This window comes from Streptomyces sp. NPDC002055 (assembly GCF_040296705.1).
Taxonomy (GTDB): Bacteria; Actinomycetota; Actinomycetes; order Streptomycetales; family Streptomycetaceae; genus Streptomyces.
Genome location: NZ_JBEOXS010000028.1, coordinates 75,023 through 97,806, shown reverse-complemented (window position 1 = coordinate 97,806; position 22,784 = coordinate 75,023). Strand labels below are relative to the sequence as shown.

The window sequence follows — 22,784 nt, the reverse complement described above, 5'->3', positions numbered from 1 at the left end:
GTCAAGGTCGCCGTCGAGGACGGCCAGGAGGTCCAGGAAGGCGACCTGGTCGTCGTCCTGGAGGCGATGAAGATGGAACAGCCCCTCAACGCCCACCGCACGGGCACCGTCAAGGGACTGACCGCCGAAGTCGGCGCCTCCATCTCCGCCGGCGCCGTCATCTGCGACATCAAGGACTGACGACCCGCACGCAGCACGTCAGCGGACCCCCGGCACCCGGTGCCGGGGGTCCGCTGCTGTCCGGGGGCGCACCGCGTTCCGGCCCCGCCCGGGGCGCACCGGAACGCGCCGGGCGCCGGGTGGCATGCTGGACTCCCCCGGACCGCGGCCGGGCGGCACCGAGGAGCACGGAGGACGGGCGATGGCGACCGAAGCGGCGCAGGACCCGGTGCGGCCGATGCGCGCCGACGCCCGGCGCAACTACGACCGGCTGCTGGCCGAGGCGCGCTCGGCCTTCACCGAACACGGCACGGACGCCTCGCTGGAGGACATCGCCCGGCGCGCGGGCGTGGGCATCGGCACCCTCTACCGCCACTTCCCCAACCGCTTCGCCCTGATGGGTGCCGTCTTTCAGGGTGAACTCGACGCACTGCTGGCCCGGTCACGGGAGTTGCTGGACGCGGACCAGCCCTGTGCGGCGCTGATCGACTGGCTGCGGGCCGTCATCGACCACGCGGGCACCTACCGGGGGCTGGCCCGGGCGCTGATGGGCGCCGCCCAGGACAAGGCCTCGGCGCTGGCGCGGTGCCGGGTGCCGATGCGCGAGGCGGGCAGCGCGCTGCTGGCCCGGGCCCAGCGAGCGGGCTCGGTGCGGGACGACGTCGACATCGCCGATCTGTTGCAGCTGACGAACGCGATCGCCCTGGCCGTCGAGGCGACCCCCGACGACCCGGACCTGGCGGACCGGCTGCTCGGCCTGACCTTCACCGGGCTGCGGCCGGCGCAGGATTGAGCCGTCGGCTCGCCTGCGGCCGGTCCGGCGGCCAGGCCCGGGCCCGGCCGCCGGCGCGGCGTCCTCGCCGGACCGGCGTCAGCGGCAACGCGGCATCAGCTTCGGACCGGTGTCAGCGTCGGACCGGCGTCAGCGGCGGCGCGGCGACAGGTCGGCGATGCGGCCGTTCGCCACCGCGGTCTGCTGGTCCGACAGGGCGCCGCCACCGCGCAGCTGGGGCCCGCCCGGCCCCGGCGGGTGGTTGCGCCGCTGGCCCGGCAGCGGCAGTTCCTCCTTCGGAGCGGAGGGCGCCATCCGGCGGGGCCTGCGGCCCGGCGGGCCGTTTCCCTCGGCCCCCGCTCCGGACGGCCCCGGCCCCGTACCGGCCACCGCGACCTGCACGCCCTGGTCGGCGAGGGCCTGCAGTTCGGTGGCGGCGCGGTCGTCGTGCAGCGGGGGCTCGTCCGTCACCAGCCGGGTGATGACATCCGTCGGCACCGTCTGGAACATGGTGTCGGTGCCCAGCTTGGTGTGGTCCGCGAGGACCACGACCTCGGCCGCGGCCTGGACGAGCGCCCGGTCGACGCTGGCCGACAGCATGTTGGAGGTGGACAGGCCGCGCTCGGCGGTCAGCCCGCTGCCGGAGAGGAAGGCCCGGGAGACCCGCAGCCCCTGGAGGGACTGCTCCGCCCCGCTGCCGACCAGCGCGTAGTTGGAGCCGCGGAGGGTGCCGCCGGTCATCACCACTTCGACCCGGTTGGCATGGGCCAACGCCTGCGCGACGAGCAGCGAGTTGGTGACGACGGTCAGCCCCGGGACGCGGGCGAGCCGGCGGGCCAGCTCCTGTGTCGTCGTACCGGCTCCGACGACGATCGCCTCGCCCTCCTCGACGAGACCGGCCGCGAGATCGGCGATGGCCGTCTTCTCCGCGGTCGCTAGATGGGATTTCTGCGGGAAGCCGGACTCCCTGGTGAGCCCTCCCGGCAGCACCGCACCGCCGTGCCGGCGGTCGAGGAGTCCTTCGGCCTCCAGCGCCCGTACGTCCCGCCGTACGGTCACTTCGGAGGTCTGGACGACGCGGGCGAGTTCCCGGAGCGACACCGCTCCGTTCGCTCGCACCATTTCGAGGATCAATTGGCGACGTTCTGCAGCGAACACGAAACTGACAGTAACCCCAGCGACCGTCTGCTTTCAGCAGTATGCGCCGAATTACCGAAGTTGTTCGCACAGGGGTGCCGCAAGTGGTATACGGGGCAACGCCCGCCGCAGACGGCACCCGTACGGCCTACACCTCGCGCGGAGCCTTCCGGGTGTGCAGCTGCCGTGCCACCTCGGCGATCGAGCCCGACAGGGACGGGTACACGGTGAAGGCCTTGGCGATCTGTTCGACGGTCAGGTTGTTGTCGACCGCGATCGAAATCGGATGGATGAGTTCGCTCGCCTTCGGGGCGACCACGACACCGCCGACCACGATGCCCGTGCCGGGGCGGCAGAAGATCTTCACGAAGCCGTCCCGGATGCCCTGCATCTTCGCCCGCGGGTTGCGCAGCAGCGGCAGCTTGACGACCCGGGCGTCGATCAGCCCGTTGTCCAGGTCCGCCTGGCTGTAGCCCACGGTGGCGATCTCGGGGTCGGTGAAGACGTTCGCCGAGACGGTCTTCAGGTCCAGCGGCGCGACCGCGTCGCCCAGGAAGTGGTACATCGCGATCCGGCCCTGCATCGCGGCGACCGAGGCCAGCGCGAACACACCCGTGCAGTCACCGGCCGCGTAGACGGCCGGAGCGGTCGTCCGCGACACCCGGTCGGTCCAGATGTGACCGGAGTCCTTCAGCCGGACCCCGGCCTCCTCCAGGCCCATGTCCGCGGTGTTGGGGATCGCGCCGACCGCCATCAGGCAGTGCGAGCCGGTGATGACCCGGCCGTCGGCGAGGGTGACCTCGACCCGGTCCCCCACCCGCTTGGCGGACTGGGCGCGGGAGCGGGCCATGACGTTCATCCCGCGGCGCCGGAAGACGTCCTCCAGCACGGCCGCGGCGTCCGGGTCCTCGCCCGGCAGCACCCGGTCGCGCGAGGAGACCAGCGTCACCTCGGAGCCCAGCGCCTGGTAGGCGCCCGCGAACTCGGCACCGGTGACACCGGAGCCGACCACGATCAGCTCCTCGGGGAGCTCGGTGAGGTCGTAGACCTGGGTCCAATTGAGGATGCGCTCGCCGTCGGGCTGCGCGTCCGGGATCTCCCGGGGGTGCCCGCCGGTCGCCACCAGGACCGCGTCCGCGACGAGTTCCTCGCTGGAGCCGTCCGCGGCGGTCACGGTGACCCGGCGCGAGCCGTCGGGGGCCTGGTGGGGCTGGAGCCGGCCGCGGCCGCGCATGACCCGGCCGCCGGCCCGGGTGACCGAGGCGGTGATGTCGTGGGACTGGGCGAGCGCGAGGCGCTTCACCCGGCGGTTGACCTTGCCCAGGTCGACGCCGACCACCCGGGCCGCCTGCTCGATGTGGGGCGTGTCGTCGGCGACGATGATCCCCAGCTCCTCGTAGGAGGAGTCGAAGGTCGTCATGACCTCGGCGGTGGCGATCAACGTCTTCGACGGCACGCAGTCGGTGAGCACCGACGCCCCGCCCAGACCGTCGGAGTCGACGACGGTCACCTCCGCGCCGAGCTGGGCGGCCACGAGCGCCGCCTCATAGCCGCCGGGTCCGCCACCGATGATCACGATCCGAGTCACGTGCTCCATTGTCCCGCACCGCCGCCCGCGCCTCTCTCCCGGGGGCCCGGGTGACTCCGAGGGGCCCTTGCACGGTGAGCGCCCGATGAGGTCGCGTGGTCCGGTGGCGTGCAACGCGGCGGGGTGCGGTGCCGGGCCGCGCGCCCCGGGCGGGCAGCGCAAGGGCCCCTGAAGCACTCCCGGGGATCTCCGGCACGTCTCCCGTACCCTCGACTCATGTCGCTCTACGCCGCGTACGCCGGCAACCTCGACGCGCGGCTGATGTCCCGCCGCGCTCCGCACTCGCCGCTGCGCGGTACGGGCTGGATCTCCGACTGGCGGCTCACCTTCGGAGGCGAGCAGATGGGCTGGGAGGGCGCGCTGGCCACGATCGTCGAGGCCCCGCGGTCCCAGGTCTTCGTCGCGCTGTACGACATCGCCCCCATGGACGAGGACTCCATGGACCGCTGGGAGGGCGTCGGGCTCGACATCTACCGGCGGATGCGGGTGCGGGTCCACACCCTCGACGGGGACGAGGCCGCCTGGGTCTACGTCCTCAACGGCTACGAGGGCGGACTGCCCTCGGCCCGCTACCTCGGCGAGATCGCCGACGCCGCCGAGTCGGCGGGCGCCCCGCACGACTATGTGATGGAGCTCCGCAAGCGCCCCTGCTGACCGCCGCGCGCCCCCCGTTCACCCCGATCGGGAGCGGCCGTCGCCCCCGTCGGGAGCAACGGTCCTCCCCCACCTGAGCAGCGGCGACGCGGCGGTGCCCGACCCGGCACACGACCGGTATCCGGACGGTATCCGGACGGCGTCTACGCGCGTAGGCGAAGACAGGCTACGCTCGTGCCGTGAACGCTTCTCTTCCTTCGGACCACCGCGGCGCGCCCGACGCCGACGCCGCCGCCGCCCGCCTGCGCGAGCTGACCGGTGCCGAGAGCCACGACGTCGCACTCGTCATGGGCTCCGGCTGGGTCCCCGCCGCCGACGCCCTCGGAGCGCCCGAGTTCGAGTTCCCGGTCACCGAGCTGCCCGGCTTCCCGCCGCCGGCCGTCGCGGGGCACGCCGGCACCGTCCGCTCGTACGCCATCGGCGACAAGCGCGCGCTGGTCTTCCTCGGCCGCACCCACTACTACGAGGGCCGCGGGGTCGCCGCCGTGGCGCACGGCGTGCGCACCGCCGTCGCCGCCGGCTGCAAGACCGTCGTGCTGACCAACGGCTGCGGCGGCCTGCGCCCCGGCATGCGCCCGGGCCAGCCGGTCCTCATCAGCGACCACATCAACCTCACGGCCACCTCCCCGATCGCCGGCGCCAACTTCGTCGACCTCACCGACCTGTACTCGCCGCGGCTGCGCGCGCTGTGCAAGGAGATCGACGACACCCTCGAAGAGGGCGTGTACGTCCAGCTCCCCGGCCCGCACTACGAGACCCCGGCCGAGATCAACATGATCCGGGTGATCGGCGGCGACCTGGTGGGCATGTCCACCGTCCTGGAGGCCATCGCCGCCCGCGAGGCCGGCGCCGAGGTCCTGGGCATCTCCCTGGTCACCAACCTCGCCGCGGGCATGACCGGCGAGCCGCTCAACCACGAAGAGGTGCTGCAGGCGGGCCGCGACTCGGCGGCGCGCATGGGCAGCCTGCTGGCCCAGGTCCTCGGCCGGATCTGAGAGATCCCGGCCCCGGCCGGGTACCCGTGACCGGGCACGACGAGGCGCTCACCCGGCGGGCCGCCCCACGGCGGCCCGCCGGCGCGCCCCGGACGGCCCGGCGGAGAAGGACCCCTCAACTCCCGAGCCCGGTCCGCCCGGGCCCGCCCCGGCACGCAAGCGGCCCGGTGACACCGCCGCCGCGCCGGGTATCCCTTCCGTGCCCGTGATCCACCGGTGCCGCCGCCTCCCGCGCAGCGGCGCCGCGGCGACCGGGCCCCGTACCGGACACAGGAGCATCACGTGGCACGCGACACAGCGGAACTCCTCCGCCAGGCCCGTACCTGGCTGGCCGAGGACCCCGACCCGGAGACCCGCACGGAGCTGAGCGCACTGCTCGACGCCATGGACCCGGCGGACGTCGAGAACGGCGCCGAGAGCCCGCAGCTCGCGGAGATCACCGAACGCTTCGCCGGGATGCTCCAGTTCGGCACCGCCGGACTGCGCGGCGAGCTCGGCGCGGGCCCGATGCGGATGAACCGCGCGGTCGTCATCCGGGCCGCAGCCGGCCTGGCGGCCCACCTGAAGAAGCAGGGGCAGACCGGCGGACCGGTCGTCATCGGCTACGACGCCCGCTACAAGAGCATCGACTTCGCCCGCGACACCGCCGCCGTGATGACCGGTGCCGGACTGCGCGCCGTGCTCCTGCCGGAGCCGCTGCCCACGCCCGTCCTCGCCTTCGCGGTCCGGCACCTCGGCGCGGTCGCCGGCGTCACCGTCACCGCCAGCCACAACCCGCCGCGGGACAACGGCTACAAGGTCTACCTGGGCGACGGCTCGCAGATCGTGCCGCCCGCCGACGCGGAGATCGCCGCCGAGATCGCCGCCCTCGGCGGCCTGGACGCGATCCCCCGCCCGGACTCCGGCTGGGAGACCCTCGGCGACGAGATCGTCCAGGCCTACCTCGCCCGGACCGACGCCGTCCTCTCCCCCGGCGGCCCGCGGGACGTCCGGGTCGTCTACACGCCGCTGCACGGGGTCGGCCGGTCCACCTTCGCCGCCGCCTTCGCCCGGGCCGGCTTCCCGGACCCGACCGTCGTCGCCGAACAGGCCGAGCCGGACCCGGCGTTCCCGACGGTCGCGTTCCCCAACCCGGAGGAGCCGGGGGCGATGGACCTCGCCTTCGCCACCGCCCGCGCCGCCCGGCCGGACATCGTCATCGCCAACGACCCGGACGCCGACCGCTGCGCCGTCGCCGTCCCCGACCCGGCGGCCGAGTCCGGCTGGCGGATGCTGCGCGGCGACGAGGTCGGCGCCCTGCTGGCCCGGCACCTCGCCGACACCGGCGCCCGGGGCACCTTCGCGACCACGATCGTGTCGTCCTCGCTGCTGGCCCGGATCGCCGACCGGGCCGGGGCCGAGGTCTCCTACGACGAGACGCTCACCGGCTTCAAGTGGCTGGCCCGGGCCGACGGCCTGCGCTACGCCTACGAGGAGGCGCTGGGCTACTGCGTCGACCCGGCCGGCGTCCGGGACAAGGACGGCATCACCGCCGCCCTGCTCGTCGCCGAGCTGGCGGCCGGCCTGGGGCAGCAGGGGCGGACGCTCACCGGCCTGCTGGACGACCTCGCCGTCGAGTACGGGCTGCACGCCACCGACCAGCTCTCGGTGCGGGTCGAGGACCTGACGCTGATCGCCGCGGCGATGACCCGGCTGCGCGAACAGCCGCCGGCCGCGCTCGCCGGGCTCACGGTGGACTCCGCCGAGGACCTGACCCGGGGCACCGACCGGCTGCCGCCGACCGACGGCCTGCGCTACCGGCTCGCCGGGGACGACGCGCGCGGTGTGGAGGCCGCGCGGGTCGTGGTCCGCCCGAGCGGCACCGAGCCCAAGCTCAAGTGCTACCTGGAGGTCGTGGTGCCGGTCGCCTCCGCCGCGGACCTCGACCGCGGCCGGGCGACGGCCTCGGCGGTGCTGGACGCGCTGAAGGCGGATCTGGCGGCCGCAGCGGGCATCTGACGCCCGCGCGCACCGCGCATCGACGTACGGGCCGCCGGGCCCGCGCGAGGGCCCTCGGGTGGGATCACCCGGGGGCCCTCCGCGTTTCCCCTCCGCTCCGCGACAACGGCTCGACGCCCGTCGGCGGATGACGGCCCGGCACCGGGGAGCGAGGAACGGACCGGCGCGAGCGTCAATGGAGGGACGGACCGGCGCCGGGGAGCGGGAAACGGACCGGCGCGAGCGTCAGTGGGTGACGGCGCGGCGTCAAGGAGCGAGCAACGGACCGGCACGGGCGTCCGTGGGTGACGGCGCGAGCACCGGCGGACGACAGCGCGGGCCTCAGCCGATGACGAACAGACCCGCCGTCAGGACCGCCCCGACCAGGCTCGGGACGATGACCTCTAGGGCCCAGCGCACCTGGGGCTCGCCCTGTGCCGACTCGTTGGCCGCGTTGCGCTCCGCCAACTCCCGCAGGTCGTCCACCGCCTGGTCGGACGGGGCGCGGCGGGCCGCGGTGTCGGAGACGTCGGCGGTGCCGGAGGTCCGGCCGTACGGGTCCTCGGAGGCGGCGCGGGCGGCCCGGCGCGCCGCGGTCTTGCGGGCCCGCAGCGACACGGGGATCGCCCACAGCTGGTAGGTACGGCCGCCCGCGAAGACCTCGCTGGAGTAGCCGGCCCGCACCCCCTCGACCGAGGCCCAGGGCAGCGTGATGGTCCGGAAGGGGTTGCGCACCCGGAGCCGGTCGGCGCCGGCGAACACCGCCGGGCGCAGGGTGAAGGCCACCACCAGCGGTACGACGAGCAGCAGCCCGGCCAGCGCCAGCCAGGGGGTGCGCCCCTCCCCGCGGATCACCGCGTCCCCGCCGAACCACAGGGCGAGCACGAGCAGCAGCACGCCGCCGACCAGCGCGGACGGCGAACGGTAGACGCGGTCGGCGAATCCCTGCTGCGACGCGGGCCGGGGTGCGGAGGAGTTGTCGGGGCTCGTCATGGGCCCGATTCTGCCCGATCGTCCGGATGCCGGACATTGCGTTCCGGCATCGAATACCGGCGTTCCCGGCGCCGTCACCCGCGCTCCGGGCCCGTTCCCGGGCCCCGGCGGCACGCACATCCACCGGGGTCCGCGGGGCCGTCCGGGGGAGCCCGTCCCGGCGGAAGAAGAGTTCGGGGGGTGACAGTTGCTACGCGCGTAGATATGCTCGGGTGGTGACCATGCCCACCACTGTTCCCGCATACGGCAGTGAAGCCGCGGAGCGCCTGGCGTCGATGGCGGACGTGACCGCCTCGGACGCCGCACTGCGCCGCTTCCTGCACGGCCTCCCGGGTGTCGACGCGGTCGGTCTGCAGGCCCGCGCCGCGATGCTCGGCACCCGCTCGATCAAGACCACGGCGAAGGCGTACGCCATCGACCTGGCGATCTCGATGATCGACCTGACGACGCTGGAAGGCGCGGACACCCCGGGCAAGGTCCGGGCGCTCTGCGCGAAGGGCGTCCACCCCGACCCGACGGACCGCTCCGTCCCGAAGGTCGCCGCCATCTGCGTCTACCCCGACATGGTGGCCACCGCCAAGGACGCGCTGGCCGGGTCCGGCATCCATGTCGCCTCCGTGGCCACGGCGTTCCCGGCGGGCCGGGCCGCGCTGCCGGTCAAGCTCGCCGACACCCGGGACGCGGTCGCCGCCGGTGCCGACGAGATCGACATGGTGATCGACCGGGGAGCCTTCCTCTCCGGCCGGTACCTGGACGTCTTCCAGGAGATCCAGCAGGTCAAGGAGGCCTGCGCGCGGCCGGACGGCACCGCCGCCCACCTCAAGGTGATCTTCGAGACCGGCGAGCTCCAGACGTACGACAACGTGCGGCGCGCCTCCTGGCTGGCGATGCTCGCCGGCGCGGACTTCATCAAGACCTCCACCGGCAAGGTCGCGGTGAACGCCACTCCCCCGGTCACCCTCCTCATGCTGGAGGCCGTCCGCGACTTCCGCGACGCCGTGGGTGTACAAGTGGGAGTGAAGCCCGCCGGCGGCATCCGCACGACCAAGGACGCGATCAAGTACCTGGTCATGGTCAACGAGACGCTGGGCGAGGAGTGGCTGACGGCGGACTGGTTCCGCTTCGGCGCCTCCAGCCTCCTCAACGACCTGCTGATGCAGCGCCAGAAGCTGAGCACCGGGCGTTACTCCGGTCCCGACTACGTGACGGTGGACTGATCCGACATGAGTTCAGCATTCGACTACGCACCCGCCCCCGAGTCCCGGGCGGTCGTGGACATCGCCCCCTCGTACGGGCTGTTCATCGACGGTGAGTTCACCGAGGCCTCGGACGGCAAGGTCTTCAAGACCGTCTCCCCGTCCTCCGAGGAGGTCCTCTCCGAGGTCGCCCAGGCGAGCGGCGAGGACGTCGACCGCGCCGTCCGGGCCGCCCGCACGGCGTTCGCGTCCTGGTCCGCCCTGCCGGGCGCCGAGCGCGCCAAGTACCTCTTCCGCATCGCCCGCATCGTCCAGGAGCGCTCGCGCGAGCTGGCGGTGCTGGAGTCGCTCGACAACGGCAAGCCGATTCGCGAGTCGCGGGACGCCGATCTGCCGCTGGTCGCCGCGCACTTCTTCTACTACGCGGGCTGGGCGGACAAGCTCTCGTACGCCGGCTACGGCGCCGACCCCAGGCCGCTGGGCGTGGCCGGGCAGGTCATCCCGTGGAACTTCCCGCTGCTCATGCTGGCGTGGAAGATCGCCCCCGCGCTGGCGGCGGGCAACACCGTCGTCCTCAAGCCGGCCGAGACCACCCCGCTGTCGGCCCTGTTCTTCGCGGACATCTGCCGCCAGGCCGGGCTGCCCAAGGGTGTCGTCAACATCGTCACCGGTGACGGCTCCACCGGCGCCGAGCTCGTCGCCCACGACGGCATCGACAAGGTCGCCTTCACCGGCTCCACCGAGGTCGGCAAGGCCATCGCCCGCACCGTGGCCGGCACCCGCAAGAAGGTCACCCTCGAACTGGGCGGCAAGGCGGCCAACATCGTCTTCGACGACGCCCCGATCGACCAGGCCGTCGAGGGCATCGTCAACGGCATCTTCTTCAACCAGGGCCACGTCTGCTGCGCGGGCTCCCGCCTCCTGGTCCAGGAGTCGGTCGCCGACGAGCTGCTGGACGCCCTCCGGCGCCGGATGAGCACCCTCCGGGTCGGCGACCCGCTGGACAAGAACACCGACATCGGCGCGATCAACTCGGCCGAGCAACTGGCCCGCATCCGCAGCCTCGCCGACGCGGGCGAGGCCGAGGGCGCCGAGCGCTGGGCCCCGGCCTGCGAACTGCCCTCCTCCGGCTACTGGTTCGCGCCGACCCTCTTCACCGGCGTGACCCAGGCGCACCGCATCGCCCGCGAGGAGATCTTCGGCCCGGTGCTGTCGGTGCTGACCTTCCGCACCCCGGCGGAGGCCGTGGAGAAGGCCAACAACACGCCGTACGGGCTGTCGGCGGGCATCTGGACGGAGAAGGGCTCGCGCATCCTGTGGATGGCCGACCAGCTCCGGGCCGGCATCGTCTGGGCCAACACGTTCAACAAGTTCGACCCGGCCTCCCCCTTCGGCGGCTACAAGGAGTCGGGCTACGGCCGCGAGGGCGGCCGCCACGGTCTGGAGGCCTACCTCAATGTCTGATCGCCTGGGTGTCCTGAAGACCTACAAGCTGTTCGTCGGGGGCAAGTTCCCCCGTTCCGAGAGCGGGCGGGTGTACGAGGTGACCGCAGCAACATCCTCCGGTGACGCGGCGGGCCGGGGCGCCTGGCTGGCGAACGCCCCGCTCTCCTCCCGCAAGGACGCCCGGGACGCGGTGGTGGCCGCCCGCAAGGCGTTCGGCGGCTGGTCGGGCGCGACCGCGTACAACCGCGGCCAGATCCTCTACCGGATCGCGGAGATGCTGGAGGGCCGGCGCGGCCAGTTCGCCGCCGAGGTCGCCGACGCGGAGGGCCTGAGCGCCGCCGAGGCCGCCGCGCAGGTGGACGCCGCGATCGACCGCTGGGTCTGGTACGCGGGCTGGTCCGACAAGGTCGCCCAGATCGCCGGTTCGGCGAACCCGGTGGCGGGGCCGTTCTTCAACCTCTCCACCCCGGAGCCGACCGGTGTGGTGGCCGTCCTGGCCCCGCAGGAGTCCTCGTTCCTCGGTCTGGTGTCGATGATCGCCCCGGCGATCGTCACCGGCAACACCGTGGTGGTGGCCGCCGCCGAGCGGGCCCCGCTGCCCGCGCTGTCCCTGGGCGAGGTGCTGGCCACCTCCGACCTGCCGGGCGGTGTGGTCAACGTGCTGTCCGGGCGGACCGCGGAGATCGCGGCCCCGCTCGCGGCGCACCAGGACGTCAACGCGATCGACCTCGCGGGCGCCGACGCCGCTCTGGCGAAGGACCTGGAGACGGCCGCGGCCGACAACCTCAAGCGGGTGCTGCGCCCGTCCGCCACGGACTGGACCGCCGACCCGGGCACGGACCGGCTCCTGGCCTTCCTGGAGACCAAGACGGTCTGGCACCCCATCGGAATCTGACCACCGCTCCACCCGCACGAGCCCCCACCGGCCCCGGCCGGTGGGGGCTCGTCGGGGTGCGGGGGCGGTCTCCTACCCGGTTGGGGGCACCGGCGCGGACGGGGCGGGGTTGGCGCCATTTGGACAGCTCAGGGCAGATAGGTCTTCTGCCACTCGATCGAGGTCATCGTCAGCGCGGCCTCGGCGAGCGCCTGGGCCGACGGCGTCTTCAGCTTCGAGAGGCTGCTGTCGATCCACGGCTGGACGTTGGAACACCCCTGCTCGCGGTACTCGACGGCCTGAATGAGGCATTCGAGCTTGTCGGCGTCGTGCGCGCAGATCACTTCGGGAGAGTCGCCGTTCTCGTACTCCTCCACGATGCGCTGCGCCCCGGCCTTCACCGCCGGGTGCGCGGCTGACACCTGGTCCGCGGTGACCTTCTCGTTGCCGGCGGCTTCGAGGTAGCGACGGCCGATGTGCGGAATGTCGCTGACGCGGGTCTCCTGAGTGTCGTGCCAGAGCCCGAGGAGGGCCGTCTTCGCCGGATCGGCACCCTCCATCATGGCGAGCACGGATCCGATGAGGGCGACCCTGAAGCTGTGCTCGGCGATCGTCTCGGGGTCCTTGACCCCGGCGATCCACCACCCGGACCGCTTGGCGCGCTTCAGCATCCCCATCTCCAGCAGGAAGCCCGCCGTGCCCTTCGCCTGCTCCTGCTCTGTGTCCGCCATGAGATGCGTCCTCCGGTGCGCTATGGGTGATTCTCGCGTAGAACGTAATGCACTGAACTGAGCTCCCGCCTTGATCGCGGTGAGATTCGGCGATCGCCGAGTAGCTGCTCGGTCCGCCCATTGAGCTGCTTCGTCAGGTCAGGGGCCGCGAGAGGCAGCCATCGGTGGGCAGTCAGCAAGGCCCAGAGGGAATGGACGTAGAGGTCCGCGTAGCCGGGTGCCTGGTGCAGGCCACTCACGAGGCCGTACAGCAGGCGAACGGGCTCCCAGTCCCGGGGCCGGTCCCGCATGAAGCCGTCGTTCGCCTGAGGCCCCCGGATCGCTCCCAACCAGTAGGCCCAGTAGTTCAGGTTCGCAGTCTCCGCCGCGTCGTCATCGACAATGGCACGGTCGATGAAGTCGAGAAGTGGCTGATTGTCTCCCAAGCGGACAAGGGCAGTTGCTGTCGAGCGCGCCGCCGCCCAGTGCGGCGTCCAGCCTCGGGTAGCGGCGAGGTCTCGGCGCGCGTGCAAGGCGTGCGCCATCCACGATGCGACCTCCGGGCTCTTGTCATAGGAGCAGAGGTAGAGAGCCTGACGGCGAAGGAGAGTCCCGTCGCCACCCACTCGAACGGCCTCTTCGGAGGCCTCTCTGAGCGTTGCGAAAAACCGGCCCCGTTCGGACGGCGGAAGTAGAGGAGCGCCAGCAACTGGACCGCGTATCGGCTTCGTTGGCCGGTCCGCGAGAGCCGGTGGTGTTGTGCCGTTGAGCGCCCAGTTGATCATGTGCGCCGTATCGCGCGTGTGCACCCAATCCGCGAGGGGATGCCGCCTCTCGGGGTCGGGCGCAAGGGTGGCACCGATGATCCTGTCCGCGTCCATTGCCGCATCGAGCAGGTTGAGAACGCTGGGGTCGGCTCCGTAAGCCAGCAGGCTTCGCCGCAAGTGGAGTAGGGCGCCGGCCTTGATGTTGGCGAGTGGCCTGCGGCCGGACTCCCATCCCTGCCACGTGGCAAGATCAACATTCATGGCTTCAGCCATGCTGACCTGCGTGCTCTGCGCATGCAGCACGCTTTCTCGGGCCATGCGCAGCACGAACCCAGCAATGGCGCCCGTTGCCGCACGCCCCTGCGAGGCACCTCTCCAGGCCATGCCGCCCCCTGTGACCTTCTGCTACCCAACTCGTACTCACGGTCAGTCCTACTCCATCCCGAACGACCGTAGGTTCAAGTTGCGTCATCGACCACTACCCGTTGTGACGGGCGAGGTTGACGTCGTAGCTGCCGACGGCCGTACTCGAGCTTTTGCCGTCAGCGGCTTGCCTGGAGGAGAGCTGCTGCCCTGAATCGCCGCCGGGGCAGCAGCTCAGCTCAACGCTCTTGGAGAGGTATCCCCGTGATCGTCACAGTCGCCAGAGCCACCGGGACAGGTGCACCGGGCTACAGCGAAACCTTCCCGTGTAAGCCGGAGTCGGCACAGCGTGCCCGCCTGCTCGTCTCCGTCGCCCTCAGCGCTTGGGGCATAAGGGAGCTGGACGGCGCCGGGACGCAGATCGTCGCGGAGCTTGTGAACAACTCGATCAGCCACACAGGCTCCCGTGCCATCCGCGTGGTGGTCTCCCGCAAGGACGCAACGGTGCGTATCGGTGTAGTCGACAGGAGCCGGGATGTGCCTGTGTTGGGCAAACCTGACGGCGAATCGGAGAACGGTCGTGGCCTGCTCCTGGTCGATGCCCTCAGCACGAACTGGGGCTACGACAGGAAGCGCTGGGGCAAGGTCGTCTGGGCAGAGCTGCTGAACCCCGAGGACCTCTCCGCGGAAGTGTGACCGCAAGCGTTCGGTGCGGCAGGCAATGCGACGCAACGTCTCCCTCATGCGCTTGGTTTCCCCCACTCGCGGTGCGGGCGCCGAGCCGAATGAGCTTCGCCCGAACGGCGCCTGGGATCACCCGGCACCGGACCGAGACTCGATCTCCGGTGCCGCGTCCGACGGCGCCACGCCATCAAACGTCAGGACATCACAGGAGGAGGAACACATGCCCACACACCGATTAGCCGTACGGAACTATCTCGGCGGTTCGGCACTGACACCGGACGACCTGACCATGGTCGCCCTCATGCGCGAGGACGACGATGCCGTGCCCCACCCAATGCCGACCCTGACCGTGCGGGAGTTGCCGGGCACCGTGGCAGCCCTGAAGACCCTCGGCGTGCGATCAGTAAAGATCTTTGCCGGCTCCCGGATCCGGGACGCCCGCGCCTCGCAAAACGCCTCACCCACGGGCCTGATGGCCCGGGCGATCAAGGCCGCGAAGACCGCTTGGCCCGACATTGCTGTGATCACGGAGACATGCGTGTGTTCACACAACGATTCCGGCGAATGCTGGCTGGCCGATGAGCGCGGCGTCATGGACCTGAAGGAGACCACAGAGGTCATGGCGACGCAGGCGGTGATGCAAGCCGAGGCCGGCGCCGACATCGTGGGACCGGCTGCCATGCTTCCTGGATCGGTGCGCGCTGTGCGCGAGGCCCTGGATGCCGCAGGGCACACGGACGTCGCCATCATGCCGCACCTGATCTTCGAATCATCCCTCTATGAGGGTTACCGCTCCACCATGGCAGCAGCACCCCGTTCCGGAGCACGGGCCTTCCAGATCAGCCCGCGACGACCGGGCCAGGCCGTACACGCTGCGCAAGCGATGGTCGACGAGGGCGCGGACATGATCCTCACCGAGCCCGCCCTCCACACGGTCGACACCCTCGTGCACCTCAAGGACAAGATCCCGGTACCGGTAATGCCCTTCTCCGTGAGCGGTGAGTACCTTCGCCTCACCGACTGCCGCGACGACGGACGGCGAGACGTGGGGGGCCTGATGGAGGCGTACACGGTCCTCAAGCGTGCGGGTGCCGACCGGGTGATCACCTACGGCGCTCTGGAGATCGCCCGCGCGCTCAGGGCTTCCTGATCCCGGCCAGGATGTTGTCCGCTCCCTGGGCCAAAAGGTCTGCAGCAACACAGGAGCCAAGCTTCTCGGGGGTGTCGAACGGGCCCTCCCCGGCCGCCGTGACCTGCTGCGCACCGTCGAGAGACGTCACGGCAGCGGAGAGCCGGAGAAGGCCATCCGGGCCAATCCGACCCCAGGCGCCGACAGGGACGGAGCAGCCTCCATGGAGCTCGGCCAGGAGGGCGCGCTCGGCACGCACGCAGGCGTCAACGCGTAGGTCTCCAGTCTGTGCAAGGAGCTCGGCGGCCGGGGAGTCGACGCGGACTTGAATGCCGAGCGCGCCTTGCCCGGGGGACGGAGGGAAGACGGCGGGGTCCAGTACCTCATGCACCTCGGGCGTCAGGCCGAGGCGGTTCAGTCCCGCCGCCGCGAGCACCACTGCATCAAGGGCGCCCTTGGTCGTCCGCGCGAGCCGCCCGGGAACGTTTCCTCGGATCGGCACAATGTCCAGGTCCGGACGCAGGGCGAGGAGCTGAGCGACGCGACGCGGGGCGCCGGTTCCAACCCGAGCCCCCCTCGGCAGGCCCCGCAGCGTCGATCCGCACAGCACGTCGCGCAGGTCTTCGCGCGGTCCGGGAGTCGTCAGCAGGAGCGTGCCTTCGTGCACGGAGGTGGGAAGGTCTTTGAGCGAGTGCACGATCACGTCGACCCGCCCGGTGACGAGCGCTGCCTCCTGGTTCGTGGAGAAGGCACTCCCACCGGCCGCCTTGGCGACCTCGGCGAGAGTCGGAGTCACGCGGTCCTGGTCGCCGCCCTCGAGCACGATCTCCCGCTTGAACGTCACCCCGGGGAACTGCTCGGCGATCGGCGCAAGCCATTCCGTGACCTGTGTCCGCGCCAATTTGCTGGCTCGGGAACCGATGCGCACCACATCGCCCATTCGGGTCAACTCCTCGCCTCAAACGGCTCGTTGACACCCGACCATACTTGCACCAGAAGCATGCACTTTCCGACAATTTGTCACTAAAGAGGGCCGCGGTGGAACCTCGACATATGGAGGACCACTCCTCAGTCGTACCCCTGGCGCCGCGCGAGCCGCCAATCACCGGCCCCGCCCCGGCTCCCCGAACGTGCGGTGTCTCCGCAGACACCCCTCGCAGCCACCCACGACCGGCCTGGGACCGCTCCGCAACCACGGGTTCCGGAGCCGCGCCCCGATGCGCGACAATGGTGACCCGTGACCTCCCCTCATCGTTCCGCCCGCGTCGTGCTGCTGACGGGGCCGTCGGGCTCCGGCAAGTCCTCCCTCGCGTCCCGCACGGGCTTCCCCGTGCTGCAACTGGACGACTTCTACCGGGAGGCCCACGAGGAAGCATTCCCCGGCGGCACGCGCGGTCCGATGCCGTTGCTTCCGGACGGCGCCATCGACTGGGACTCGCCGCAGTCCTGGGACGCCGACGCCGCGGTGGCCGCCATCACGGCGCTGAGCTGCGACGCTGCGACCGACATCCCGGTGTACGACATCGCCACCAGCTCCCGGGCGGGCACGGCCCGGCTCGACATCGGCGGGGCACCGGTGTTCATCGCGGAGGGTGTCTTCGCCGCCGACATCGCCGAACGGTGCCGGGAGCTGGGCGTCCTGGCGGACGCGCTGTGTCTGCGCGGCCGGCCGTTCACCACCTTCCGGCGGCGGCTGGTGCGGGATCTGCGGGAGGGCCGCAAATCGGCCGCGGTGCTGGTCCGACGGGGCTGGCGGCTGATGCGCGCGGAGCGGGAGATCGTCGCCCGGCAGACGGCGCTCGGCGCGCACCCCTGCGGCAAGGAGGAGGCGTTCGCCCGGATCGCCTCGGCCGCGGAACGCCGCACTCCCGCCCGCTCCGGCCACGGCCCCGCCCGTACGGTCAGCGCCTGACAGCCGCGCCCGACATCAGCGTCCGACCCGGAACGGTGCCCGGGCAGCCCCGCTCGGCGGGACGGACCGGCGGGACGGCCCGGAAGGTGGAACGGGACCGGCGGGACGGCCGGAAACGCGAAACGGGACGGGGAGGGCGGCGCCCGGAAAACGGAACGGGACCGAGCAGACCCCCCGGCCACTCGGTCCCGCCTTGTCGCACCGCCGCTCCCCCGAGCGGCGGCCCCCGTGATCCCCCCGTGTTTCCCCCGTACGGCCCGTCCGTCCCCCGATGGACGGGCCTCTGCCGCTCCCCCCGGGGCGGCAGCCCCCGTTTCCCCCCTGCCTTCAGGCGACCAGCTCGCCGAAGGACTCCTCCGCGTCACGGCCGAAGCTCAGGACTTCGTCCTCGCGCAGCCGGCGCAGGGAGCGCCAGATGCTGCTCTTGACCGTGCCGACGCTGATGTTCAGAATGTCCGCGATCTCCGGATCGGTGCGGCCCTCGTAGTAGCGGAGCACGAGCATCGTCCGCTGAGGCTCGGGCAGCCGGGCCAGGGCCTGCCACAGGACGGCCCGCAGCTCGGTGCCGCGCATCGCGTCCTGGTCGCCCGCGGTCTCCGGCAGTTCCTCGGTCGGGTACTCGTTGAGCTTGCGCCGGCGCCAGGCGCTGATGTGCAGGTTCGTCATCGTGCGGCGCAGGTAGCCGCCGACCGCGGCCTTGTCGCTGATCCGGTCCCAGGCCCGGTAGGTCGAGAACAGCGCGCTCTGCAGCAGGTCCTCGGCCTCGTAGCGGTCCCCGGTCAGGTGGTATGCCGTCGCGTACAGGGAGGCGCGGCGCTCCTGGACGTAGGCGGTGAACGCCGCTTCGGCCTTCACCGACTCCGCCCGGTCGCTCCGCTTCCCCGTTTCCTCCCTGTACGACGGCTTCGCGGCGGCGCCGCCGGCGACCGTGAACGCGTCGATCGCCACACGGTACGGCGGCCTGCCGCGTCCGGCGCCGCGAGCGCACCCCCGCCCGCTCACGGCACCGGACTTCTCGGGGCTCCGGGCGGCCGGAAGGTGGCCGACGCGGAGCGCGTCCCTGGACGTGTGGTGGTGGCCGACGGGCGTGGCCGTGCGAATCACTGCGCTGGTGGTCCCGGTGTGCAGTGTGTTCATCTCGCGCCCCCCGTCGGTGAAGCCTTGAGTCGGTCGGTTGTCCCCGGGCCGTTGTCCTGCCCGGTGCACAACAGACTGCCGGGCCAGTTTCATCGGGCTGTCCGTCGACTGTCACAGGCCTGTCACAGGCCCCGGACCGGCGCGGGGAGGGCGGATCCGGCCCGGCGGGGACCGGCGAGGTCGAACTACCGGTGCTCCTTGGGCCAGAATGACCGACGTGCCTTTCCTGTTGCTGATCGAGGACGACGACGCCATCCGCACGGCTCTCGAGCTGTCCCTGTCCCGCCAGGGCCACCGCGTGGTGGCCGCGGCCACGGGTGAGGACGGCCTGAAACTGCTGCGTGAGCAGCGGCCGGACCTGATCGTGCTGGACGTGATGCTGCCGGGGATCGACGGTTTCGAGGTGTGCCGGAGGATCCGGCGCACCGACCAACTGCCGATCATTCTGCTGACCGCGCGCAGCGACGACATCGACGTCGTGGTGGGCCTGGAGTCGGGCGCCGACGACTATGTGCTCAAACCGGTGCAGCCGCGGGTGCTCGACGCCCGGATCCGTGCCGTGCTGCGGCGCGGCGAGCGGGAGTCCAACGACGCGGCGACCTTCGGCTCCCTGGTGATCGACCGGTCGGCGATGACCGTGACGAAGGACGGGGAGGACCTCCAGCTGACCCCGACCGAGCTGCGGCTGCTGCTGGAGCTGAGCCGGCGGCCGGGGCAGGCGCTGTCGCGGCAGCAGCTGCTGCGGCTGGTGTGGGAGCACGACTACCTCGGTGACTCCCGCCTGGTGGACGCCTGTGTGCAGCGGCTGCGGGCGAAGGTGGAGGACGTGCCGTCCTCGCCGACGCTGATCCGTACGGTCCGGGGTGTCGGCTACCGACTGGACAGTCCGCAGTGACGGACCGTCCTCAGCCGCCCGGCCGGGTGCGCGGCTGGGCGGCGGGCAAGCTGCGCCTGACCAGTCTGCGGCTGCGGCTGGTCGTCGTGTTCGCCCTGGTCGCGCTGACCGCCGCGGTGTCCGCGTCCGGTATCGCCTACTGGCTGAACCGGGACGCGGTGCTCACCCGTACCCAGAACGCCGCGCTCAACGACTTCCGCAAGTCGCTGGAGGACAACGCCGGTTCGCTCCCGCTGCGCCCGCCGTGCGACCAGCTCCAGGACGCCGCGAACCGGATGGCGAGCACCACCCAGCACTACGAGGTGGTGCTGATCGACAAGGAGCGGGACGGCAGCGACTGCGCCGCGCCCTCGGACTCCGGCATATTCACCCTGGACGCGGTGCCCGCCGCGCTGCGCAAGGCGGTCAACAAGGAGCGTCCGGCGGACGAGGGGGACGGGCTGCCGTACCACCTGTACTGGCAGCGGCGGACGATCGGCGGGGACCCGTTCCTGGTCGGTGGCGCCAAGGTGATCGGTGACGGCCCGACCGGTTACATGCTGAAGTCGCTCGCCTCCGAGCGCGACGACCTGAACTCCCTGGCCTGGTCGCTGGGGATCGCCACGGCGCTGGCGCTGGTCGGCTCGGCGCTGCTGGCGCAGGCGGCCGCGACGACGGTGCTGCGGCCCGTGCAGCGGCTCGGCAAGGCGGCGCAGCAGTTGGGGGAGGGCAAGCTCGACACCCGGCTGCGGGTGTCCGGCACCGACGAACTCGCCGATCTCTCCCGGACGTTCAACCGGACCGCCGAGTCCCTGGAGGCCCGGGTCGCGGAGCTGAGCGCCCGGGAGGCGTCCAGCCGCCGGTTCGTCGCCGACATGTCGCACGAGCTGCGCACCCCGCTCACCGCGATCACGGCGATGACGGAGGTGCTGGAGGACGAGGCGGACAGCCTCGACCCGATGATCGAACCGGCCGTCCGCATGGTGGTGACCGAGACCCGCCGGCTGAGCGACCTGGTGGAGAACCTCATGGAGGTCACCCGGTTCGACGCGGGCACGGCGCGGCTGGTGCTGGACGACGTGGACGTGGCGGACATGGTCACCGCGTGCATCGACGCCCGCGCCTGGCTGGACGCGGTGGAACTGGACGCCGAGCGCGGCCTCGTGGCCCGGCTCGATCCGCGGCGGCTCGACGTGATCCTGGCGAACCTCATCGGGAACGCGCTGAAGCACGGCGGTTCGCCGGTGCGGGTCTCGGTCCGCACGGTCGCCGCCGGTACGCCGGAGGCGGAGCTGGTCGTCGAGGTCAGGGACCACGGTCCGGGCATCCCGGAGGACGTCCTGCCGCATGTCTTCGACCGCTTCTACAAGGCGAGCGCCTCCCGGCCGCGTTCCGAGGGCAGTGGACTGGGGCTGTCCATCGCGCTGGAGAACGCCCATGTCCACGGCGGTGAGATCGCCGCGGCCAACTCGGCCGACGGCGGTGCGGTGTTCACCCTGCGGCTGCCCATGGACACGTCCCGGCTGGGGCCGGACGAGGACGAACAGGACGAGCGTTGATGCGCCAGCACCCGCGGACCGGACTCGGCCGCCTTCTCCGCCTGCCCGGCCCCCTGCGCGCCGCGGCGCCCGGAGGGACGGAATCCGGGGGCGCACCGGGGCCGTTCGGGCTCCCGGGCCTCCGGGCGGGGCAGGTCCGTCCGGAGGGTCAGGGCCGTCGGGCGGGTCAGGGCCGCCGTTCGCCGCAGATCCGCCGGGCGGGGAGCGTGGCCGCGGCCGCGCTGATGCTGGGCACGGCGGGCTGCGGCATCCGCGGGACGTCCGTGCCGGTGGACGCCGGGGCGGCCCCCTCGCGGGCCTCCTGCCAGGTGGCCGGCGGCGACCGGACCGAACCCGCGGACTCGCCGTCGTCCGTACCGGTCAAGGCCTATCTGGTCTGCAGCATGCAGATCATGCCGGTGGACCGGACGGTGCAGCTCCCCGAGGGCCGGCTGGTGGCGGACCGGCTGCGGGTCGCCCGCGCCCTCGTCGACGAGCTCCAGGCCCAGCCCGACGCGGCCGAGGAGGAGGCCGGGTTCTCCACGGAGGTGCCGGGCGCCCTGGAGGTCACCGGCCCGCGCAAGGACGACCCGAAGGACGCGCTGCGGCTGAGCCGGCTCCCCGACGAGCTGCCGCCGTACGCGCTGGCCCAGTTGGTGTGCACGTTCGCCGAAACGCTGCGCAGCGGCGGTGTGGTGGCCGAGAAGGAGCCCTCGGTGATGCTCGGCGGCCCGTCGGACGACTCCCTGGAGCGCTACGCGTGCACCGAGGGCCTGCGGACCAGGCCGGAGGCCGCGCCCACCGACGGCACGCCGGTGGAGTGACCGCCGGCGGGTGCGGACTCTGCGCAACCGTCGGCGGGTGCGGACTCTCCGCGCAGGCCGGGCGTCCGGGGGCCGGAGTCGATGCCGGTGCCGGGGCGGGCCGGGGCCGGAGCTGGCCAGGGCCGGTGAGGGAGTGCGGGCGCGATGCCGGTGCCGGAGCGCGGCCGGCGGGACCGAGCGGTCGATGCGCACGGCGGTCGGCATCACCCGGCCGGGCGGCGCCGCCAGGTCCGGGGGCAGGCCAGGGCCGGGACTGACCAGGGCCGGTGAGGGAGCCCGGTCGCCGCGCCGGTGCCGGGGCGTGCCCGAGCCCGGTGGCGGGCCGGCCGCCGGAGTTCAACCGGCCGGTAACCAGCGAGTAACAGCTGGAAGACAGCCGGACGCGCCGGAACCGGCTTCCCCGGAAGCGGCGTCCTCCTGGGCGTGCAGCGTCATGGCTCCGGCGAGCGCCCTCCCTCCCCCTCCCGCGCGACAGGATTCGTCCTCCTGGCCGTGCATCTGTCGATGGTCGGCTGGTTCACCCTGCGTCCGCTGACGGTGCCGTGGGTGGCCGCGACCAATCTGCGGCCGCTGGCCACCATCCGGGCCCAACTGGCCCAGGGGCCCTGGGACGCGGCCCACTTCCTCGGCCCGTGGCTGCTGTTGCTGGCGCCGCTGGGCGTGCTGCTGCCGGTGGTCACCGGGCGGCTGGACGGTTCGCTGGTGGGCTCGTTGGCGCACACCGTGTTCACCGGCGCGATGGTGTCGCTGGGCATCGAGCTGCTGCAGACCGACGTCCCGGGGCGCACCCTCGATGTGGATTCCCTGCTGCTCAACACCGCTGGGGTCGCGATCACCCACCTGCTGCTGGTCCCACCGCTGCGGGCGTGGGCGCGACGGCAGAAGAGTGCCGTGCCGGAGAACGGTGCCGCGCCGGCCGTGCCCCGCCCCCGCGAGGAGGCGGCGCCGGCGGAATCGGCACGACGGCTGACCGAGGTCGGCAGCGCCCTGTGAGCGGGGCGCCGGGCCGACCGCCGGGAGGCGAGAGCCGACCGGTGACGAGGGCCGACACGTGA

At 72.3% G+C, this 22,784-nt stretch carries 22 protein-coding genes; 15 read left to right on the top strand and 7 right to left on the bottom strand.

Annotated features, from left to right (window positions below):
* The coding region (locus ABT112_RS19270) for an acyl-CoA carboxylase biotin carboxyl carrier protein subunit (RefSeq protein WP_351505485.1) at positions 1 to 180 on the top strand (180 nt) is incomplete at its 5' end.
* 181 nt (positions 181 to 361) lie between these two features.
* Complete coding sequence (locus ABT112_RS19265; protein WP_351511095.1) at positions 362 to 952, top strand: TetR/AcrR family transcriptional regulator; 591 nt, start codon at positions 362 to 364, stop codon at positions 950 to 952.
* Positions 953 to 1,081: 129 nt separating this feature from the next.
* Here ABT112_RS19265 and ABT112_RS19260 read toward each other — a convergent pair whose 3' ends face one another.
* Both ABT112_RS19260 and ABT112_RS19255 read right to left on the bottom strand, forming a co-directional pair.
* Positions 1,082 to 2,089: a DeoR/GlpR family DNA-binding transcription regulator gene (locus ABT112_RS19260; protein WP_351511093.1), complete on the bottom strand. Its 1,008-nt coding sequence runs from the start codon at positions 2,087 to 2,089 to the stop codon at positions 1,082 to 1,084.
* A gap of 127 nt (positions 2,090 to 2,216) precedes the next feature.
* Entirely contained in the window at positions 2,217 to 3,665 is a 1,449-nt protein-coding gene (locus ABT112_RS19255; protein ID WP_351511091.1) for an NAD(P)H-quinone dehydrogenase, read from the bottom strand.
* A gap of 207 nt (positions 3,666 to 3,872) precedes the next feature.
* Between ABT112_RS19255 and ABT112_RS19250 the strand changes: the two genes are divergently transcribed.
* The 3 genes from ABT112_RS19250 to ABT112_RS19240 all read left to right on the top strand — a co-directional run bounded on the left by ABT112_RS19250 (position 3,873) and on the right by ABT112_RS19240 (position 7,303).
* The gene (locus ABT112_RS19250) at positions 3,873 to 4,310 is read left to right on the top strand and encodes a gamma-glutamylcyclotransferase family protein (protein WP_351511090.1); all 438 of its coding nucleotides are present in this window, start codon (positions 3,873 to 3,875) and stop codon (positions 4,308 to 4,310) included.
* A gap of 179 nt (positions 4,311 to 4,489) precedes the next feature.
* Entirely contained in the window at positions 4,490 to 5,305 is an 816-nt protein-coding gene (locus ABT112_RS19245) for a purine-nucleoside phosphorylase (RefSeq protein WP_351511088.1), read from the top strand.
* A 282-nt stretch (positions 5,306 to 5,587) separates the two neighbouring features.
* Positions 5,588 to 7,303, top strand: a complete 1,716-nt coding sequence (locus ABT112_RS19240; RefSeq protein ID WP_351511086.1) for a phospho-sugar mutase — start codon at positions 5,588 to 5,590, stop codon at positions 7,301 to 7,303.
* A gap of 321 nt (positions 7,304 to 7,624) precedes the next feature.
* Here the strand turns inward: ABT112_RS19240 and ABT112_RS19235 are convergent, their stop codons facing one another.
* Positions 7,625 to 8,275 carry a PH domain-containing protein gene (locus tag ABT112_RS19235; RefSeq protein WP_351511084.1) on the bottom strand — a complete coding sequence of 217 codons (651 nt, stop codon included), beginning with the start codon at positions 8,273 to 8,275 and terminating at the stop codon, positions 7,625 to 7,627.
* Positions 8,276 to 8,496: 221 nt separating this feature from the next.
* On the opposite strand from ABT112_RS19235, the gene deoC reads away from it, so the two are divergent.
* From deoC to ABT112_RS19220, 3 genes are read left to right on the top strand one after another with little or no spacing between them, the layout of a single operon-like run.
* A complete protein-coding gene (deoC, locus tag ABT112_RS19230) occupies positions 8,497 to 9,492 on the top strand; it encodes a deoxyribose-phosphate aldolase (RefSeq protein WP_351511082.1) in 996 nt (331 codons plus the stop codon).
* A gap of 6 nt (positions 9,493 to 9,498) precedes the next feature.
* Positions 9,499 to 10,935: an aldehyde dehydrogenase family protein gene (locus ABT112_RS19225; RefSeq protein ID WP_351511081.1), complete on the top strand. Its 1,437-nt coding sequence runs from the start codon at positions 9,499 to 9,501 to the stop codon at positions 10,933 to 10,935.
* On the top strand, positions 10,928 to 11,812 hold the full coding sequence (locus ABT112_RS19220) for an aldehyde dehydrogenase family protein (RefSeq protein WP_351511079.1): 885 nt from the start codon (positions 10,928 to 10,930) through the stop codon (positions 11,810 to 11,812). The genes ABT112_RS19225 and ABT112_RS19220 overlap by 8 nt, the downstream gene beginning before the upstream one ends.
* A gap of 128 nt (positions 11,813 to 11,940) precedes the next feature.
* On the opposite strand, the gene ABT112_RS19215 is transcribed toward ABT112_RS19220, so the two are convergent.
* A complete protein-coding gene (locus ABT112_RS19215; protein ID WP_351511078.1) occupies positions 11,941 to 12,522 on the bottom strand; it encodes an HD domain-containing protein in 582 nt (193 codons plus the stop codon).
* Positions 12,523 to 12,542: 20 nt separating this feature from the next.
* Complete coding sequence (locus tag ABT112_RS19210) at positions 12,543 to 13,586, bottom strand: XRE family transcriptional regulator (protein ID WP_351511113.1); 1,044 nt, start codon at positions 13,584 to 13,586, stop codon at positions 12,543 to 12,545.
* A 309-nt stretch (positions 13,587 to 13,895) separates the two neighbouring features.
* Between ABT112_RS19210 and ABT112_RS19205 the strand changes: the two genes are divergently transcribed.
* Together ABT112_RS19205 and ABT112_RS19200 are read left to right on the top strand one after the other, a co-directional pair.
* Positions 13,896 to 14,327: an ATP-binding protein gene (locus tag ABT112_RS19205; protein ID WP_351511076.1), complete on the top strand. Its 432-nt coding sequence runs from the start codon at positions 13,896 to 13,898 to the stop codon at positions 14,325 to 14,327.
* 208 nt (positions 14,328 to 14,535) lie between these two features.
* Positions 14,536 to 15,465 (top strand): porphobilinogen synthase, encoded by a 930-nt coding sequence (locus ABT112_RS19200; protein WP_351511075.1) that lies wholly within the window; start codon positions 14,536 to 14,538, stop codon positions 15,463 to 15,465.
* Here the strand turns inward: ABT112_RS19200 and hemC are convergent.
* The gene (gene hemC, locus ABT112_RS19195) at positions 15,452 to 16,384 is read right to left on the bottom strand and encodes a hydroxymethylbilane synthase (RefSeq protein WP_351511073.1); all 933 of its coding nucleotides are present in this window, start codon (positions 16,382 to 16,384) and stop codon (positions 15,452 to 15,454) included. The two genes, ABT112_RS19200 and hemC, sit on opposite strands and share 14 nt — an antisense overlap.
* 297 nt (positions 16,385 to 16,681) lie before the next feature.
* Between hemC and ABT112_RS19190 the strand changes: the two genes are divergently transcribed.
* Complete coding sequence (locus tag ABT112_RS19190; RefSeq protein WP_351511071.1) at positions 16,682 to 17,356, top strand: uridine kinase family protein; 675 nt, start codon at positions 16,682 to 16,684, stop codon at positions 17,354 to 17,356.
* A 327-nt stretch (positions 17,357 to 17,683) separates the two neighbouring features.
* Here the strand turns inward: ABT112_RS19190 and ABT112_RS19185 are convergent, their stop codons facing one another.
* A complete protein-coding gene (locus ABT112_RS19185) occupies positions 17,684 to 18,493 on the bottom strand; it encodes a SigE family RNA polymerase sigma factor (protein ID WP_351511070.1) in 810 nt (269 codons plus the stop codon).
* A 217-nt stretch (positions 18,494 to 18,710) separates the two neighbouring features.
* On the opposite strand from ABT112_RS19185, the gene afsQ1 reads away from it, so the two are divergent.
* The 4 genes from afsQ1 to ABT112_RS19165 all read left to right on the top strand — a co-directional run bounded on the left by afsQ1 (position 18,711) and on the right by ABT112_RS19165 (position 22,722).
* Complete coding sequence (afsQ1, locus tag ABT112_RS19180) at positions 18,711 to 19,388, top strand: two-component system response regulator AfsQ1 (protein WP_351511068.1); 678 nt, start codon at positions 18,711 to 18,713, stop codon at positions 19,386 to 19,388.
* Entirely contained in the window at positions 19,385 to 20,926 is a 1,542-nt protein-coding gene (locus tag ABT112_RS19175; protein WP_351511066.1) for an ATP-binding protein, read from the top strand. Before afsQ1 ends, ABT112_RS19175 begins: the two co-directional genes overlap by 4 nt.
* Positions 20,927 to 21,132: 206 nt before the next feature.
* Positions 21,133 to 21,729: a hypothetical protein gene (locus tag ABT112_RS19170; protein ID WP_351511064.1), complete on the top strand. Its 597-nt coding sequence runs from the start codon at positions 21,133 to 21,135 to the stop codon at positions 21,727 to 21,729.
* A 423-nt stretch (positions 21,730 to 22,152) separates the two neighbouring features.
* Positions 22,153 to 22,722: a VanZ family protein gene (locus tag ABT112_RS19165; protein ID WP_502975390.1), complete on the top strand. Its 570-nt coding sequence runs from the start codon at positions 22,153 to 22,155 to the stop codon at positions 22,720 to 22,722.
* Positions 22,723 to 22,784 lie beyond the last annotated feature (62 nt).